This is a genomic window from Pseudomonas umsongensis (assembly GCF_012647205.1).
GTDB lineage: Bacteria > Pseudomonadota > Gammaproteobacteria > Pseudomonadales > Pseudomonadaceae > Aquipseudomonas > Aquipseudomonas umsongensis.
The window spans coordinates 2,465,208-2,480,972 of record NZ_CP051487.1 but is presented as its reverse complement, the minus strand read 5'-3'; the positions used below and the strand labels follow the sequence as shown (position 1 = coordinate 2,480,972).

The window sequence follows — 15,765 nt, the reverse complement described above, 5'->3', positions numbered from 1 at the left end:
CTCAGGTCCGCCGGCTTGCGCGCTGACTGCGATAAGTATCCAGCACTACCGCCACCACGATCACGGCGCCAGTGATGATGCGTTTGGTCGGCTCGGTGGCGCCGATCTGCGCCAGGCCGGCCGCCAATACCGAAATGATCAGCACGCCGAAGAAGGTGCTGATGACCGAGCCGCGCCCACCCATCAGACTGGTGCCGCCAATCACCACGGCAGCGATCACTTGCAACTCCAACCCGGAGCCGGCATTGGGGTCCGCCGCTTCCAGGCGAGAAATCTGGAACAGCGCGGCAATACCGGCCAGCAACCCCATCAGGCTGAACACCAGGATCTTGTAGGGCTTGGGGTTGATCCCCGCCAGGCGCACCGCCTCTTCGTTGGTGCCGATGCCGATCAGGTAGCGCCCGAATACGGTACGGGTCAACACGGCCTGGGCGATGAAAATGATCAGCAAGGCGATGATGAACGAGGGCGAAATTCCGAAGGCGATCGGATTGGACAGCCAGGCAAAGGCGTCGCCGATGTAGGCCGTGCGCGAACCGGTCATCTGGTACGCCACGCCGCGGGCCATTTCCAGCACACCCAGGGACACGATGAACGAGGGAATGCGCCAGGCCACGGTGATCGAACCGGTGACGGTCCCCGCCAGCGCGGCAGCCGCCATGCCGAGCAAAGCCGCTGGCAGCACGCTCCAGCCCCAACCGAGAATCGCCACGCTGACCGTCGACGCGGCCAGCGCCAGCACCGAACCCACCGACAGGTCGATACCGCCGATGATCAGCACGAAGGTCATACCGACCGCCAGGACCATCAAGTCCGGAATCTGGTTGGCCAGGGTGCTGAAAGTGTTGTAGGAGAGGAAATGGCTGCTCAGGACCGAGAACAGCACGACCATGGCCAGCAAGGCGCCGGCCAGCCCCAGGTAAGTGCCCAGCCCATAGAAATTGCCGCTGCGTGGGCCGGCCGAAGATACGGTTTTCATTGAAGATCCCTAGGCGCCGCTTCGTTGAGCAGCGCATCACGTTTTTGGTAGCCGGCGAACGCGGCGGCAAGCAAATCATCCTGGGTCCAGCTGTCGCGCTCGAAGGTGTCGATCAGACGCCCCGCCGAGAGCACGCCGATGCGGTCGCAGATCAACATCAATTCGCGCAGGTCGCTGGACACCACCACCAACGCCTTGCCTTGACGGGTCAACTCACCGAGCAGCGCATAAATGTCGAACTTGGCGCCGACATCGATGCCCCGGGTCGGCTCGTCAAACAGCAGCACCGAGCAATCACGCTCCAGCCAGCGACCGATGACTACCTTCTGCTGGTTGCCACCGGACAACTCGGACACCAACTGCGCCGGTCCGGAACTGCGAATGCGCATGGCGTCGATCTGCCGTTGGGCCAGCCCCGCTTCAGCGCCAGGATTGACCAGGCCACCGCTGGAAATAACCGGCATGTTACCCAGCGCAATGTTCGCGCCGATCGATTGCGTCAGCAGCAGGCCCTCGCCCTTGCGGTCTTCGGTGATCAGGGCAATGCCATGCCCGACCGCGTCCACCGGCGAGCGGATACTCACGACTCGGGCGGGTGAGCCTAGCGCCACCGTGCCGCTGTCCGCGGTATCAGCCCCGAAAATCAAGCGCAGCAACTCGGTGCGCCCTGCTCCGATCAATCCGGAAATGCCGAAGATCTCGCCAGCCCGCACCTCGAAGGACACGTCACGCACCTTGTCGGCACGACTCAGGCCCTTGACCGTCAAAGCCGCAGCGCCGATGTCACGCGGCCCCATGTCGATGTGTTCACCCAATTCGCGCCCGACCATCAGCGTGACCAGTTGCTCACTGTTGTAGTTGGCCATCGGCTCGACACACACCAGGTGACCATCACGCAGGACCGCAATGCGCTGGGCCACCCGCGCAAGCTCTTCGAGGCGATGGGAGATATAGATGATCGACACGCCACGGGCCTGCAGGCGCGTGATCTGCTCGAAGAGCATTTCGACTTCACGGGCGGTGAGCATCGCGGTCGGCTCATCGAGGATCAGCACGTGGCAATCACCGATCAGGTTGCGCGCGATCTCGACCATCTGCTGATGACCAATGCCCAGCTCGCCCACCGGGGTGTCCGGGTCGATAGCGTCGAGCCCGACCTGAGCCATGGCCTCGATCGCAGCCAGGCGCAGTTGCTTGCGATTGATCCAGCCAGCAGTGCTGGGCAGCTTGTGCAGAAACAGGTTTTCCGCCACCGACAGGGTCGGCAACAGATTGAGCTCCTGCATGACCATGCGGATCCCCAGCTCTTCGGCCTGGGTGCGGCTGCCCGGGCGGTAATCGCGCCCCTGAAACTGCATCTGGCCAGTAGTCGGCGTGACCAGCCCGCCGATAATCTTCGACAGCGTACTTTTGCCGGCGCCATTCTCGCCGATCAGTGCCAGCACCTCGCCGCGCATGAGCGTGAGGTTGATGCCGGCCAGGACCGGCTGCGCGTAAGTCTTGCCAATGTCGCTGACCGAGAGGACAGCGTGCGGGGCGCTAACAGACATAAGACTCTCCATGCGCTCGCAGGGATGGCGAGCGCCATTGCGTCGCCGGAAATTTACTGTGTAACCAGCTCTACCGGAGTTTCGATCACGCCGTTGGCGCCGCTGTCGACTTTCTCGCCCTTGATGATCTTCAACGCGGTCTCGATGCCGAACACCGCCTGCTTGGCGGCAAACTGATCGGCGGTGGCCAGGACGCGGCCATCCTTGAGCATCGGCTTGATGGCATTGATGTTGTCGTAACCGACCACCTGGACCTGGCCAGCCTTGCCCGCGGCACGCACGGCAGACACCACGCCCACCGCCATGCTGTCGTTGCCGGCGAGCAGGGCCTTGATGTTCGGGTATTCGCTGAGCATCGAGGACGCCACCTGGTTGCCCTTGTTGATTTCCCAGTCGCCCGATTGCACGGACACGACCTTGATCTGCGCCGCCTCCATCGCATCCTTGAAGCCTGCGGTGCGGGCCTGGGCATTGGTGGTGGTGGACACCCCCTCGATGATGCCTACTTCGTCACCGGCCTTGAGCTTCTTGGCCAGGTACTCACCCACCAGGCGCGCGCCCTTTCGGTTATCCGGGCCTACGAACGGCACACTGATGTTCTTGCTCTTGACCACGGCCGGGTCGAGCTGGTTGTCGATGTTGATCACGGTAATGCCGGCGTCGACGGCTTTTTTGATCACCGGCACCATGGCCTTGGAATCAGCGGGCGCGATCACCAGCGCATTGACCCTCGACACGATCATTTGCTCGACGATGCGGATCTGGTTGGCCGTATCCGTTTCGTCCTTGATGCCGTTGGAGATGAGCTCGAACTCGTCGGAGTGATCTTTCTGATACGCCTTGGCGCCGTCTTCCATGGTCAGGAAGAATTCGTTGGCCAGGGACTTCATCACCAGCGCGACTTTTGGCTTTTCAGGCGTTTGGGCGAACGCCGAAGAAACAGGCAGCGTGGCGGTTGCGCCAGCCAGTATTGCGACAGCAAGAAGACGTCCAGCGAATGGCAGCTTCATGGGTTCACTCCGATCTTATGATTATTGTGAGCAACGTCGGGGCGGCATATAGAGATGTCGCAAACGTTTGCGAACCCTGACTATGCGAATCTTGCCGGAATTTGTCAACGGCCGTCATACCCCGTCCGCAGGTTGCGCGTATAGCCACCAGCACACAAGGTCACGCCGTAGTGCTGACAATACTGCCGGAACCAGTCAACTCTTTTGCCAGGCTGGCGGCCACCTGCATCAATGCCGACAACGTATCAGCAATCTGTGACTGGAGCGCCATCACGGCCACGGCCTTGGCCTCTTCAGACTGAAAAGACGCGGCCTGGGCAGCCGCCAGTTGTTGCTGTTGCTCACGCAGTTGCTCTTGCAGTTCCTGCATGCGCTTGAGCAGCAATTGCGCCGCAACGCTTTGCTGGCTGCCAGCGCCTTCGGCGTCTTCACTCGCCTGCGCGCCCTGATCCATTCGGACAGGCTTTTCATCCTGCACGGGCTCACCGGACTGCTGCACCGATGCCGTGTCACTCAAGGTGTCGACGGCAGCCGCTGATTTCCCGCCGATATTAACAACCGCTGAATGTGGCAAACCGACCGTCAACGACATGTGAACTCCCTGTAGATGATTCTTCACTGAAGCATCGACCTGCCGACCGGTTTCTTTAACGCCGATATTTAAAGGGGAATCGAAATCCTTTTCGGAAAGCCGAATGAAAAATCCACGCACAGTCGGAAAGCCGGACAACACAGGAAGGTCGCCGCTCAACAACTCGTTTAAATTGATAAACAAATCAATAGGTTAGGAATTTTTTTTGATTCCAGTTGTAACTGGTACGGGACGTGCTCTTTCTTCAGCACCCCACGGGTTCAGATCCGTTTGGGGGCGCATCTAGATGAACCTGCATCAGCACCGTCACTACAAGAGAGAAAAATAATGACATCTGCTTTGAAAAACCTTATTCCGGGCACATTGGCCCTCTTGCTGCTCGTGCCCGCCGCCCTTCAGGCAAAAGAAGTCGAAACCCAACAGAAACTGGCGAATGTCGTGGTCCTGGCGACCGGCGGCACCATCGCCGGTGCAGGCGCCAGCGCCGCCAACAGCGCCACCTATCAAGCAGCGAAAGTCGGCATCGAGCAATTGATTGCCGCGGTACCGCAGCTCAGCGAACTGGCCAATGTCCGCGGCGAACAGGTCATGCAGATCGCCTCCGAAAGCATCACCAACGACAACCTGTTGCAACTGGGCCGTCGTGTTGCCGAATTGGCGGACAGCAAGGACGTCGATGGCATCGTGATCACCCACGGCACCGACACCCTGGAAGAAACCGCCTATTTCCTCAACCTGGTGGAAAAAACCGACAAGCCCATCATTGTCGTGGGCTCCATGCGCCCGGGTACCGCAATGTCCGCCGACGGCATGCTGAACCTGTACAACGCCGTCGCCGTGGCCAGCAGCAAGGACGCGCGTGGCAAGGGCGTGCTGGTGACCATGAACGACGAAATCCAGTCGGGTCGCGATGTCAGCAAAATGATCAACATCAAGACCGAAGCGTTTAAAAGCGCCTGGGGCCCCCTCGGGATGGTGGTCGAAGGCAAATCCTACTGGTTCCGCCTCCCGTCCAAGCGCCACACCATGGACTCGGAATTCGACATCAAGAACATCCAGAGCTTGCCTGACGTCGAAATTGCCTACTCCTACGGTAACGTCGGCGACACCGCCTACAAGGCACTGGCCCAGTCGGGTGCCAAGGCCATCATCCATGCCGGCACCGGCAATGGCTCGGTCTCTTCCCGGGTCGTGCCTGCCTTGCAGGCCCTGCGCAAGGACGGCGTGCAGATCATCCGCTCTTCCCACGTCAATGCCGGTGGGTTTGTCCTGCGTAACGCCGAACAGCCTGACGACAAATATGACTGGGTGGTGGCGCATGACCTGAACCCGCAGAAAGCCCGAATCCTGGCGATGGTCGCGCTGACCAAGACCAATGACAGCAAAGAGCTGCAACGGATGTTCTGGGAATATTGATTCGCCCCTCGCCCGACCGACTCCGGTCGGGCATCTCTCATCACTCCCGCCTGACAAAAAAACTCTTTTGCTCCTACACCAATCGGCAAAAAACACTGTCAGAGGATTCTCTTGAATTTTAAGCAGTTGCGAAAATGCCTACAGTTAAATACTGTATGCACGTACAGCTTAATAAGGATAATCCTGTGGACACCACCTCCGCCTCACCAGACACCTATGTACGCATGGGCCTGCGCGTTCAGAAAATCATCAACGGCCCAACCGCTCAAAAAGCCAGGGCAGCCCTGATCTTCCGCCTTCCAGACGAGCCCGTGGATGAATGGGAACGCCTGCTCGAAGAAATCGACGAGAACGACAACGTCACCCTCGCCCACCGCGACGATGGTGGTGTGCAGATTTTCTGGGTAGTGCCGAAGGAAGACTGAGTCGATGAGTGTCCGTTGTTTTGCCCTGCTGCTCCTGTTGTTCGCGATGGGGGCCCAGGCTGATGCGCCACGCACGTTCAGCGAGGCCAAGAAAGTCGCCTGGAAGCTGTATGCACCGCAGTCCACCGAGTTTTATTGCGGCTGCAAATACACCGGTAACAAAGTGAACCTCGCGGCGTGCGGGTATGTGCCACGCAAAAACGCCAAGCGTGCCGCCCGCATCGAGTGGGAACACATTGTCCCGGCGTGGCAAATCGGACATCAGCGCCAGTGCTGGCAGGAGGGCGGGCGTAAAAACTGTACGCGATACGACCCGACCTACCAAAAGGCCGAAGCCGACCTGCACAACCTGGTGCCCAGCATTGGCGAGGTTAATGGTGACCGCAGCAACTTCAGTTTCGGCTGGCTACCGGAGCAATCGGGCCAATACGGTTCGTGCCTGACCCAGATCGACTTCAAGGCGAAGAAAGTCATGCCCCGCCCGTCCATTCGCGGCATGATCGCCCGAACCTATTTCTACATGAGCAAGCAATATGGTTTGCGCCTGTCGAAACAGGACCAGCAGTTGTACCAGGCGTGGGACAAGACCTACCCGGTGCAAGCCTGGGAACGCCAGCGCAACCAGAGCGTGGCGTGTGTCATGGGGCGCGGCAACGAGTTCGTCGGCCCGGTCGACATGAAAGCCTGCGGCTGAGCGCCAGCGGTAAAAAAAGGCCTGGGGGTTGAACACCCCAGGCCTTTTTTTTTAGCCGCCCGGCTGGGCCCTTACTGAGCCGTCGGGCGCTCCAGCACCAGCACTTCGATGTTCTGTTTCTTCGCCTTGATGAGCGCGGCATTTACCTGCGCCTGTTTGGCATCGGCTTCTGCCCTGGAGTTGTAAGGCCCCATCAGGATGCGAGTCTTGCCATTTTCCCTGACCACGTTGGACATGAAGCTGTGCTCGATCAGCCAGCCGCTGAGATCGCTGACGGCCTGGGGCGTTTCGCCCCGTACTTCGAGATCCCACTGTGGCCCCGCCACCTGCGCCGACGTCGCCGCCGCTGCAGGTTCCGGCTTTGGTGCCTCCTCGCGCTTGCCCTCACCGCATCCCGCCAGAGCCAATACCGCGATTGCCAAGACCATTTTGCGCACAGCGTTTCCCTCTGAATGCTTAAAGCGGGGGATTTTAGCATTCATGAATACTTCGCGAGTGCCGTAAAATGGGCGCAAAACAACGAGAATGATAGTGACGGCCTCTGTATAGTTACACCTTGGGAATTAATGCTGTATCTGCGCGTCAGAAAGAGGCACCCAAACCGTGAGACTTCGCACTAATCTATACATAACACCGACCTCTGCACTGTCCGAATCAGGTGCCCCACGAAGCAATCAAGGAGAAGACCATGCTGATACTCACCCGCAAAGTCGGTGAAAGCATAAACATTGGTGATGACATTACGATCACCATCCTGGGCGTAAGCGGCCAGCAAGTCCGGATTGGCATCAATGCCCCCAAAGACGTCGCAGTGCATCGCGAAGAAATTTACCAGCGCATTCAGGCCGGCCTGACCGCTCCGGAAAAGCCACAAACCTGAATCCTGTCGTAGTCAGTAGCCAGCCCGTTCGCCCCGCAACGACGGCTGGCTAAAGATTCCAGCGCAACACGCCTGCGCTTTCCCTTCACTTTCTGTCAGCCGAATGTGAAACCCCGCGCCATCCCGCTCGCCGCCACCATCATCAGCAACACCAGCACCGCCTCGATATGACTGACTCGTGCAAATAGCGTTGCACGCCAGGTATCGATAGCCGCGCCACGCGACCGTGCAACCCGCCATTTGATCAACGTCACCATGGGCGCAATTTCCAGTAGCAGAATAACCACCAACAACGTCATCTTGAGATGGAACAACGGCTGGCTCAGGTAGTAATCCGTGCCTTTCTCGAAACCGCCAAAGGCCCGCATGCCGCCGGTAACCAGCAAGACAAGGGCAGAAATGCCCCATATGTTGTCTGCGATCAATACATCACGAGCCTCGCCTGCGCCGACAGCCAGGCGCCGAAAAGCCGTGCCACGCACCAGGACAGCCCAGAATCCAAGCGCAAACGCCAAAAGATGAATCGCTGCGAGCAACCAGTGAGTCAGCATCGGGAAACTCCTGTAAGGACGAAGTTGAATCAGCCTGTCAGTAGTAGTTCATGAACCCGGGGTTTGCCGCAAAAACATAATGTTACAGGTCTACTAGACTCCAACACTCCAGTGCCGAGGCTCTTCGAGGCACTCCCCAACCGCTGTCATTCCCACCGAAGTGACCTGAGTAAACAACATCATGTGTGAATCATGTGATTCAAACTCAACAGCAACTACCCACGAGCGTCGTCGTTTCCTTCGCCTTGCCGGATTGGGAGCAGGCGCCCTGCTATTGGCCGGTGCGCTGCCGAGCTCAATAATCCAGGCAGCCGAGAAAACCGCCGCCCCTCCAAAACCCAAAAACGTCATCAGCCCGGATGAGGCCCTGAAAAGGTTGATGGCGGGCAACGAACGCTATGTCAGCGGTAATTCCGAAACGCACGACTTCAAGGATGAACGAGAAGCATTGGTTTCCGGTCAGAACCCTTTCGTGGCGGTGCTGAGTTGCTCTGACTCGCGCATCGCCCCGGAATACGCATTCGATACCGCTCGGGGCGATCTTTTCGCTGTACGCCTGGCCGGCAACTTCGTCACCGACGAAGGCCTTGCAAGCCTCGAATACGGCGTGGCCGTGCTCGGCGCACCGCTGATCCTGGTATTGGGCCATGAGCGCTGCGGCGCCATCGAGGCTGGCGTTAAAGCCGTCAAGGAGCACACGGTGTTCCCCGGGAAGATCCCTGCACTGACGGATGCACTCAAATCCTCTGTCGAGCAGGTCAAAGGTCGTCCAGGTGACCTGGTGGAAAACGCGACCGTGCAAAACATCAAGAACTCGATCGAACGCCTCAAGCAAGCCACGCCCCTGCTGACTGATGCGCTCAGCAAGGGCCAGCTGAAAATAGTGGGGGGCATTTATCGCCTGGCGACAGGTAAAGTCGAACTGGTTGCCTGAATCGTCCAGCCATCATTGCCATGTAGCCGATGTGAAGAGCCCAGCGCGAAGGCTGGGCTCAGGTTATTTCCTGCATTCAATCATCTTGTCCGCGAGCGCCTTGGCCCTTTCAATCAACAGATTCTGCCGGTCTTCATGCGTGACCGCGCCGACAACGGGCGCCGTTAGATGGCTTTCGGCAATCAACGCGGCGCAGAAATATTGATCCCACACAGCCTTGTGATCGGACGCCTGCCTGTTCATTTGGTCGGAGATCATATGCGACTCCTTCAGATGAGATAACACTGCCTATATTACGCCTGAATTGCAGTAGCAAGGGACGGCCGTCACTTGCAGATGGGCCACTACAAAATCCACCGCAGCAGCACGTGGCTGGCTATCCAGGAGGACGCTTCGACCATCGTCCATTGCAGCAAGAGGCAAATGGACAGGTAAGCCGCAAAGAACTTGATCATTGCCCGCCTCCCCATCATTACCCTCCCGCCTCAGTGAACCCACGAATAGTCCGGTTGCCTGTCCTGCTTTGATGCAATTGGTTGCAGGCAGTTCAATGCGAGACGAATTGGTTTTCATTGCGGCTTGGCGGGGCTGAAGCAGTTCAGTAATGCCTGGGGCTTTGGCGCTTTGGCGCTTTGGCGCTTTGGGTGCGAGTTTTGAAACCACAGCTCAAATCCCGGACAACAAAAAAGGGCCCACCTTTCGGTGAGCCCTTCTAGACCGCCCAGCAGAGCGGATTTTGTTTGGTAGGCGCGATTGGACTCGAACCAACGACCCCCACCATGTCAAGGTGGTGCTCTAACCAACTGAGCTACGTGCCTGCTGTGAGGCGGCATTCTACGGAATTCCGGGAGGGTGTCAACACCTTTTTTCGAGCTAACCCTATGAATATGCAAAATATTTAATTTTGCTGCGGCGAAGAAGATTTTCCGGTGGCTGGCGGCGGTTTTTCAACTCGGGTAGGATCGACGCAATCGTTAAATTTATTAAACAGAGGCTGCAGGATGGCGAACACCCCTTACCCAGAGTCCTATTACGCCGCATCGGCCAATGCGGTGCCGCCGCGCCCGTCTTTGCAAGGCGAGGTCGAGACTGATGTCTGCGTGATCGGCGCCGGTTATACCGGACTGTCCTCGGCGTTGTTCCTGCTGGAGCACGGCTTTCGGGTGACGGTGCTGGAAGCGGCCAGGGTGGGTTTCGGTGCGTCGGGGCGCAACGGTGGGCAAATCGTTAACAGCTACAGCCGCGATATCGATGTGATCGAGCGCAGTGTCGGCCCCCGGCAGGCCCAGATGCTGGGGCAGATGGCGTTCGAAGGTGGGCGGATCATTCGTGATCGGGTGGCCAGGTACAACATCCAATGCGATTTGAAGGACGGCGGCGTGTTTGCCGCCATCACCCCCAAACAGATGGGCCACCTGGAATCCCAGAAGCGCTTGTGGGAGCGATTCGGGCACACGCAGCTGGAGTTGCTCGACCAGCGCCGCATCCGCGAGGTCGTGGCGTGCGATCAATACATCGGTGGCATGCTCGACATGAGTGGCGGGCACATCCATCCGCTCAACCTGGCGCTGGGCGAAGCGGCGGCCGTGGAGTCGTTGGGCGGCACCATTCATGAACAGTCGCCGGCAGTACGCATCGAACGCGGCGCCAGCCCGGTTGTCCACACGCCACAGGGCAAAGTCAGGGCCAAGTTCATTATCGTGGCGGGCAACGCCTACCTGGGCAACCTGGTTCCGGAGTTGGCGGCCAAATCGATGCCTTGCGGCACGCAGGTGATTACCACCGAACCCTTGGGCGATGAGTTGGCGAAAAGCCTGCTGCCCCAGGACTATTGCGTGGAAGACTGCAACTACCTGCTCGACTATTACCGCCTGAGCGGCGACAAGCGCCTGATTTTCGGCGGCGGCGTGGTGTATGGCGCACGAGACCCGGCGAACATCGAAGCGATCATACGTCCGAAGATGCTCAAGGCGTTCCCGCAGCTCAAGGATGTGAAAATCGACTACGCCTGGACCGGTAATTTCCTGCTGACCCTGTCACGTCTTCCTCAGGTCGGAAGACTGGGCGACAACATTTATTACTCCCAGGGCTGCAGCGGCCATGGCGTTACCTACACGCACCTGGCGGGCAAGGTCCTGGCCGAGGCATTGCGCGGTCAGGCAGAACGTTTCGACGCCTTTGCCGACCTGCCCCACTACCCGTTCCCGGGTGGGCAACTGTTGCGCACCCCGTTTGCTGCGCTGGGTGCGTGGTACTACGGATTGCGCGACAAACTCGGGTTCTAATGCGCTAAAAAAATGCCCGTATCTGCTGATACGGGCATTTTTTATTTGCTCACAAAGCCTTTACCCAGCGATGGCGCGGTCCGCCGACAGTTTGCCAGCCCCTTCGATCAGCACCGCAATGCTGCCACCGAGCAACGCCAGGGCGAATTCATAGCCGTTGTTGGCCATGAACAGGCCGTTGCTGATATGAACCGTAAAGATCGCCACCAGTGAAAGGAAGGTCAGGCCCAATGCTGCCGGACGTACCAGCAAGCCGATGATCAATGCCAGGCCGCCGAAGAACTCGGTACCGCCCGCCAGCGTCGCCATCAGGTAGCCCGGTGTCAGGCCGATGCTTTCCATGTACTGCGCGGTGCCCGCCAGGCCATAGCCACCCAATGCCCCGAAGAGTTTTTGCGAACCGTGGGCGGCGAAGATGATGCCGACAACAATCCGCAAAACGGTCAGGCCGTAGCCAGCGCGGGTAAACAGTACCTTGTTGATCAGTGTGCTCATGCTGTGTCATCCCTAAAAGAGTGTGTGTTGGTTGGCCGCTATATTAATCAGTAAATCTCATGTTAAAAGCGTAAAAAATCCGCCATAACAATCAGTTTATTCGATCATTTACGAAGGGCAACTTTTTGCCCCTGGGGCTCCAACGACTCCCGCTCCCGATCGAACGCCAGGTAATACTTGTTCACGCTATTAACATAGCTGACAGGTCCCATTCCCACCTGCTCCATGGCGATGCGCTCCACCTGGAAAAACCACTGGTTGGGGTTCAACCCGCGACGCCTGGCTTCCGCGCGCATCCCTTGCACCCGCTCCGGGCCGATGTTGTAGGCCGCCAGCACAAAGGCCATGCGCTCGCGCTCATTGAGCTTGGGGCTGGCAAAGAACTTGCGGCGGATCATCGCCAGGTACTTGGCCCCGGCCTGCACATTGGCATCGAGCTCATGAATGTTGCTGACGCCCACCCGCTGCGCCGCTGACGGTGTGATCTGCATCAGGCCGGTTGGCGCACCGCCACTGCGTGCCGAGGGCTGCAGGCCGGACTCCTTGAACGCCAGCGCCGCCAGGTTCAGCCAGTCCATGTCCTGGGCACTTGCATGTTTCTGCAGCACCGGCCGCAGCTTTTCCAGGCGCTGGCGGTCAGCCTTGGCCAGGGGATAGTGGACCTGATACTGGCGTCGATAGATCCGCAGGAACGCAGCATCCTGGTCCGACGGCTTTTTATAGCCTGCCAGGAAACGATCGATGCTGGCGCGCAGCATTGACGCATCGCGGCGCACGAACCAGAACTCTTCGCCTGGCTCGCTGATGAGCACCTGGCGATCGACTCGTAATTTCGGCAGGATCTTGCCCCAGCGCTCGGCGATCGGTTGCTCGACGATGGTCAGGTGAAATATCCCGCCCTGGACCATCTCCAGCACATCCTCGACCGCCAGGCTCGGGTCGACCCACTCGATCTTGACCGGCGGCAATTTGTGCAGCGCCAGCTTCTGATTGATCTGGCTGATGGCGTCACCGGCGGCGCTGCCGTTGGGCAACGCCAGGGTTTTACCCGACAGTTGTTCAAGACGGGTATAGCGACGTTCGCCCTTGATCCCCACCAGCACCAACGGGATGTTACTGGCAACGGGCTCACTGCTGCTGACGGCGAAGCCTGGCTGCAAATCCAGCAACTCGCCGGGAGCCACAAGGTCGCCCTCCCCACGCTGCAATGCGCCGAGCAGTTGATCCTTGGCTCTGGGAATGATCTTGAGGGTAATTTCCTGGCCGTCGCGGGCATGGCCGTTGAGGTATTGCTCGAAAGCACGCAAGCGATGGTATTCGACGCCGATGGCCTGGCCCTGGACTTCGCCGGAGCTGTTACGGCTTTGATTGACCAGCACGCGCAGCACGCGGCTGCTGCGGATGTCCGTCAGGTCACGCACCTTGGTCGCCGGTACGGCTTGCAGCGGCCCGGGCAGACGCGCAACCGCCGACATCGGCAGCAGCAGCGAGCAACACAGCAGTAGCAAAATCGAGGGACGAATCATCCACTCTCCGCAAAGAATTCAGGTCGACTGCATGAATGGCTTCACGCAATCAAGCGACAGAAACAGAGCGCCCTGAAGCGCTGGCAACGCGCGAAAGACTGGCACAATGATGGCAGCGTCACCACCCAGACTTCTTCGCGGCATTAAGAGACAGCGATAACCTGTTGTAGTTCTTGGCTTTTCTTATAAATCCTGGGCTCTGGTATGCTTTGCGGTCCTGGGCCCGAGGTAGCACCATGCAACTCATCGATATCGGCGTCAACCTGACCAACCCCAGTTTTGCCGACAAGCACCAGGCTGTACTGGACCGCGCCTATGCCGCCGGAGTCTGCCAATTGGTGCTCACTGGCACCAGTGTCGAGGGCAGTGAGCAGGCACTGGAGTTGTGCCAGCAACTGGACGAAACAGCGCAACGGCTGTTTGCCACCGCCGGCGTTCATCCCCACGCGGCCAGCGACTGGAATGCCGACAGTGCGCGTCGCCTGCGCAGCCTGCTGAAGGAAGCGAACATCGTGGCGATTGGTGAATGCGGCCTGGATTTCAACCGCGATTTTTCACCGCGCGCACAACAGGAGAAAGTCCTCGAAGAACACCTGGCGCTGGCGGTAGAACTGCAAATGCCAGTGTTCCTGCACGAACGCGATGCGAGCCAGCGCCTGCTGGAAATCCTGCGCGACTACCGCGATCAATTGCCGGCCGCCGTGGTGCATTGCTTCACCGGCGAAAAGAAAGCCCTGTTCAGTTACCTGGACATGGATTTGCACATCGGCATCACCGGCTGGATTTGCGATGAGCGCCGAGGCACGCATTTGCACCCGCTGGTCAAGGAGATCAAGCGTGGGCGGTTGATGCTGGAGAGCGATGCGCCATACCTGTTACCGCGCAGCCTTCGGCCCAAACCGAAAAACGGTCGCAACGAGCCGGCGTATCTGACGGAAGTCTTACGTGAGGTGGCCTTGCACCGCGGGGAAAGCCAGGAAGACCTGGCCGCCCACAGTACGGCGTGCGCGCGGGCGTTCTACGGGCTGCCCAGCGTGGATTGAACGCGGGCCCGGATCGGGCCCACGCTACGACTGCGGTCTTAGTGACTGCTGCGCAACATTTCCTTGGGCACGTATTTGCCGATCTCGAACTTGCCGATCGCCGCGCGGTGCACTTCATCCGGGCCGTCAGCCAGGCGCAGGGTGCGTTGCATGGCATACATATAGGCCAGCGGGAAATCGTTGGACACCCCTGCCCCGCCATGGATCTGGATCGCCCGGTCGATTACGCGCAAGGCCACGTTTGGCGCCACCACTTTGATCTGCGCAATTTCACTCTTCGCCACTTTGTTTCCGACGGTGTCCATCATGTACGCCGCCTTGAGCGTCAGCAGGCGAGCCATGTCGATCTCCATCCGCGAATCGGCGATCTTGTCGATGTTGCCGCCCAGACGCGCCAGGGGTTTGCCGAACGCGGTACGGTTCACCGAGCGTTTACACATCAGTTCCAGCGCACGTTCCGCCATGCCGATCGAACGCATGCAGTGGTGAATCCGGCCCGGGCCAAGACGACCCTGGGCAATTTCGAAGCCGCGCCCTTCACCCAACAGGACGTTTTCGTACGGCACCCGGACATTTTCAAACAGCACTTCAGCATGGCCGTGAGGTGCATCGTCATAGCCGAACACGGGCAACGGACGCACGATCTTCACGCCGGGGGTGTCCACCGGAACCAGAATCATCGAGTGCTGCGCATGGCGCGGTGCGTCGGGATTGCTCAGGCCCATGAAGATCAGGATCTTGCAACGCGGATCGCACGCGCCGGAGGTCCACCATTTCTTGCCGTTGATCACCCACTCGTCACCCTGGCGCTCGGCACGGGCGGCCATGTTGGTGGCGTCGGAGGATGCAACGTCTGGTTCGGTCATGGCGAACGCTGAGCGAATCTCGCCCCGCAACAAGGGTTCGAGCCAGCGTTGTTTCTGTTCTTCGTTGGCGTAGCGCACCAGTACTTCCATGTTGCCAGTGTCTGGCGCCGAACAGTTGAACGGCTCAGGCCCCAGCAGCGAACGCCCCATGATCTCCGCCAGCGGAGCGTATTCAAGGTTGGTCAGGCCAGCGCCGAGCTCGGACTCAGGCAGAAACAAATTCCACAGGCCTTGAGCCTTGGCCTTGAGTTTGAGTTCTTCCATGATCGCGGTCGGCTGCCAGCGGTCGCCCTCGGCGACCTGGCGCTCGAATACCGCTTCGGCGGGATAGACATAGGTGTCCATGAACGCGGTCACGCGCTCACGCAGTTCTTGCACCTTGGGCGAATAAGCGAAATCCATGGGCAGCTACCTTCTTGCGGGAGGTTGTTTAGGTCATGCAATCGATGCTAGAACAGCCATGAAAATTTACCTAGCCTATTCTCGGCGTGTATAAACATTCATCACCGATATATGATC

17 protein-coding genes and 1 tRNA gene are annotated in these 15,765 nt (G+C 59.1%); 7 read left to right on the top strand and 11 right to left on the bottom strand.

The window, feature by feature from the left end; genetic code table 11:
• Position 1 precedes the first annotated feature (1 nt).
• The 4 genes from HGP31_RS11120 to HGP31_RS11105 all read right to left on the bottom strand — a co-directional run bounded on the left by HGP31_RS11120 (position 2) and on the right by HGP31_RS11105 (position 4,131).
• The gene (locus tag HGP31_RS11120) at positions 2 to 979 is read right to left on the bottom strand and encodes an ABC transporter permease (RefSeq protein ID WP_020799077.1); all 978 of its coding nucleotides are present in this window, start codon (positions 977 to 979) and stop codon (positions 2 to 4) included.
• On the bottom strand, positions 976 to 2,529 hold the full coding sequence (locus HGP31_RS11115; RefSeq protein WP_168757683.1) for a sugar ABC transporter ATP-binding protein: 1,554 nt from the start codon (positions 2,527 to 2,529) through the stop codon (positions 976 to 978). The genes HGP31_RS11120 and HGP31_RS11115 overlap by 4 nt, the downstream gene beginning before the upstream one ends.
• A 53-nt stretch (positions 2,530 to 2,582) precedes the next feature.
• A complete protein-coding gene (locus tag HGP31_RS11110) occupies positions 2,583 to 3,539 on the bottom strand; it encodes a sugar ABC transporter substrate-binding protein (protein ID WP_020799079.1) in 957 nt (318 codons plus the stop codon).
• A 160-nt stretch (positions 3,540 to 3,699) separates the two neighbouring features.
• Positions 3,700 to 4,131, bottom strand: coding sequence for a hypothetical protein (locus HGP31_RS11105; protein WP_168759155.1), 432 nt, complete (start codon positions 4,129 to 4,131; stop codon positions 3,700 to 3,702).
• Positions 4,132 to 4,458: 327 nt separating this feature from the next.
• Here HGP31_RS11105 and HGP31_RS11100 point away from each other — a divergent pair, with 327 nt between their 5' ends.
• The 3 genes from HGP31_RS11100 to HGP31_RS11090 all read left to right on the top strand — a co-directional run bounded on the left by HGP31_RS11100 (position 4,459) and on the right by HGP31_RS11090 (position 6,666).
• Positions 4,459 to 5,547, top strand: coding sequence for an asparaginase (locus tag HGP31_RS11100; protein WP_020799081.1), 1,089 nt, complete (start codon positions 4,459 to 4,461; stop codon positions 5,545 to 5,547).
• A 134-nt stretch (positions 5,548 to 5,681) separates the two neighbouring features.
• Positions 5,682 to 5,972, top strand: a complete 291-nt coding sequence (locus tag HGP31_RS11095; protein ID WP_033041211.1) for a DUF1654 domain-containing protein — start codon at positions 5,682 to 5,684, stop codon at positions 5,970 to 5,972.
• A gap of 4 nt (positions 5,973 to 5,976) precedes the next feature.
• A complete protein-coding gene (locus tag HGP31_RS11090; RefSeq protein WP_083348725.1) occupies positions 5,977 to 6,666 on the top strand; it encodes an endonuclease in 690 nt (229 codons plus the stop codon).
• Positions 6,667 to 6,737: 71 nt separating this feature from the next.
• Here the strand turns inward: HGP31_RS11090 and HGP31_RS11085 are convergent, their stop codons facing one another.
• Positions 6,738 to 7,103: an SPOR domain-containing protein gene (locus HGP31_RS11085; protein WP_168759154.1), complete on the bottom strand. Its 366-nt coding sequence runs from the start codon at positions 7,101 to 7,103 to the stop codon at positions 6,738 to 6,740.
• Between the two features lie 251 nt (positions 7,104 to 7,354).
• Here HGP31_RS11085 and csrA point away from each other — a divergent pair, with 251 nt between their 5' ends.
• Positions 7,355 to 7,546, top strand: a complete 192-nt coding sequence (gene csrA / locus HGP31_RS11080; protein WP_008057174.1) for a carbon storage regulator CsrA — start codon at positions 7,355 to 7,357, stop codon at positions 7,544 to 7,546.
• 95 nt (positions 7,547 to 7,641) lie between these two features.
• On the opposite strand, the gene HGP31_RS11075 is transcribed toward csrA, so the two are convergent.
• Positions 7,642 to 8,097 (bottom strand): DUF2214 family protein, encoded by a 456-nt coding sequence (locus HGP31_RS11075; RefSeq protein WP_168757682.1) that lies wholly within the window; start codon positions 8,095 to 8,097, stop codon positions 7,642 to 7,644.
• Positions 8,098 to 8,278: 181 nt separating this feature from the next.
• Between HGP31_RS11075 and HGP31_RS11070 the strand changes: the two genes are divergently transcribed.
• On the top strand, positions 8,279 to 9,031 hold the full coding sequence (locus HGP31_RS11070; RefSeq protein ID WP_168757681.1) for a carbonic anhydrase: 753 nt from the start codon (positions 8,279 to 8,281) through the stop codon (positions 9,029 to 9,031).
• A 63-nt stretch (positions 9,032 to 9,094) separates the two neighbouring features.
• On the opposite strand, the gene HGP31_RS11065 is transcribed toward HGP31_RS11070, so the two are convergent.
• Together HGP31_RS11065 and HGP31_RS11060 are read right to left on the bottom strand one after the other, a co-directional pair.
• A complete protein-coding gene (locus tag HGP31_RS11065) occupies positions 9,095 to 9,289 on the bottom strand; it encodes a hypothetical protein (RefSeq protein ID WP_020799087.1) in 195 nt (64 codons plus the stop codon).
• Positions 9,290 to 9,772: 483 nt separating this feature from the next.
• Positions 9,773 to 9,849, bottom strand: a tRNA-Val gene (locus HGP31_RS11060).
• A 183-nt stretch (positions 9,850 to 10,032) separates the two neighbouring features.
• Between HGP31_RS11060 and HGP31_RS11055 the strand changes: the two genes are divergently transcribed.
• The gene (locus tag HGP31_RS11055; protein ID WP_020800380.1) at positions 10,033 to 11,316 is read left to right on the top strand and encodes an NAD(P)/FAD-dependent oxidoreductase; all 1,284 of its coding nucleotides are present in this window, start codon (positions 10,033 to 10,035) and stop codon (positions 11,314 to 11,316) included.
• Positions 11,317 to 11,376: 60 nt separating this feature from the next.
• Here the strand turns inward: HGP31_RS11055 and HGP31_RS11050 are convergent, their stop codons facing one another.
• Both HGP31_RS11050 and HGP31_RS11045 read right to left on the bottom strand, forming a co-directional pair.
• Positions 11,377 to 11,811 (bottom strand): DoxX family protein, encoded by a 435-nt coding sequence (locus HGP31_RS11050; protein ID WP_020800379.1) that lies wholly within the window; start codon positions 11,809 to 11,811, stop codon positions 11,377 to 11,379.
• A 104-nt stretch (positions 11,812 to 11,915) separates the two neighbouring features.
• Positions 11,916 to 13,337 (bottom strand): MltF family protein, encoded by a 1,422-nt coding sequence (locus HGP31_RS11045; RefSeq protein ID WP_020800378.1) that lies wholly within the window; start codon positions 13,335 to 13,337, stop codon positions 11,916 to 11,918.
• Positions 13,338 to 13,573: 236 nt separating this feature from the next.
• On the opposite strand from HGP31_RS11045, the gene HGP31_RS11040 reads away from it, so the two are divergent.
• Positions 13,574 to 14,380 carry a TatD family hydrolase gene (locus HGP31_RS11040; protein ID WP_020800377.1) on the top strand — a complete coding sequence of 269 codons (807 nt, stop codon included), beginning with the start codon at positions 13,574 to 13,576 and terminating at the stop codon, positions 14,378 to 14,380.
• 38 nt (positions 14,381 to 14,418) lie between these two features.
• Here HGP31_RS11040 and HGP31_RS11035 read toward each other — a convergent pair whose 3' ends face one another.
• On the bottom strand, positions 14,419 to 15,648 hold the full coding sequence (locus HGP31_RS11035) for an acyl-CoA dehydrogenase (protein ID WP_033041303.1): 1,230 nt from the start codon (positions 15,646 to 15,648) through the stop codon (positions 14,419 to 14,421).
• Between the last annotated feature and the right edge of the window lie 117 nt (positions 15,649 to 15,765).

Bases quoted from the DNA above. Each gene is read 5' to 3' on its own strand.
- HGP31_RS11065 (WP_020799087.1), bottom strand. From the start codon at position 9,289: ATGATCTCCGACCAAATGAACAGGCAGGCGTCCGATCACAAGGCTGTG.
- HGP31_RS11070 (WP_168757681.1), top strand. From the start codon at position 8,279: ATGTGTGAATCATGTGATTCAAACTCAACAGCAACTACCCACGAGCGT.
- csrA (WP_008057174.1), top strand. From the start codon at position 7,355: ATGCTGATACTCACCCGCAAAGTCGGTGAAAGCATAAACATTGGTGAT.
- HGP31_RS11040 (WP_020800377.1), top strand. From the start codon at position 13,574: ATGCAACTCATCGATATCGGCGTCAACCTGACCAACCCCAGTTTTGCC.
- HGP31_RS11110 (WP_020799079.1), bottom strand. From the start codon at position 3,539: ATGAAGCTGCCATTCGCTGGACGTCTTCTTGCTGTCGCAATACTGGCT.
- HGP31_RS11100 (WP_020799081.1), top strand. From the start codon at position 4,459: ATGACATCTGCTTTGAAAAACCTTATTCCGGGCACATTGGCCCTCTTG.
- HGP31_RS11055 (WP_020800380.1), top strand. From the start codon at position 10,033: ATGGCGAACACCCCTTACCCAGAGTCCTATTACGCCGCATCGGCCAAT.
- HGP31_RS11105 (WP_168759155.1), bottom strand. From the start codon at position 4,131: ATGTCGTTGACGGTCGGTTTGCCACATTCAGCGGTTGTTAATATCGGC.
- HGP31_RS11115 (WP_168757683.1), bottom strand. From the start codon at position 2,529: ATGTCTGTTAGCGCCCCGCACGCTGTCCTCTCGGTCAGCGACATTGGC.
- HGP31_RS11090 (WP_083348725.1), top strand. From the start codon at position 5,977: ATGAGTGTCCGTTGTTTTGCCCTGCTGCTCCTGTTGTTCGCGATGGGG.
- HGP31_RS11050 (WP_020800379.1), bottom strand. From the start codon at position 11,811: ATGAGCACACTGATCAACAAGGTACTGTTTACCCGCGCTGGCTACGGC.
- HGP31_RS11075 (WP_168757682.1), bottom strand. From the start codon at position 8,097: ATGCTGACTCACTGGTTGCTCGCAGCGATTCATCTTTTGGCGTTTGCG.
- HGP31_RS11035 (WP_033041303.1), bottom strand. From the start codon at position 15,648: ATGGATTTCGCTTATTCGCCCAAGGTGCAAGAACTGCGTGAGCGCGTG.
- HGP31_RS11095 (WP_033041211.1), top strand. From the start codon at position 5,682: ATGCCTACAGTTAAATACTGTATGCACGTACAGCTTAATAAGGATAAT.
- HGP31_RS11045 (WP_020800378.1), bottom strand. From the start codon at position 13,337: ATGATTCGTCCCTCGATTTTGCTACTGCTGTGTTGCTCGCTGCTGCTG.
- HGP31_RS11120 (WP_020799077.1), bottom strand. From the start codon at position 979: ATGAAAACCGTATCTTCGGCCGGCCCACGCAGCGGCAATTTCTATGGG.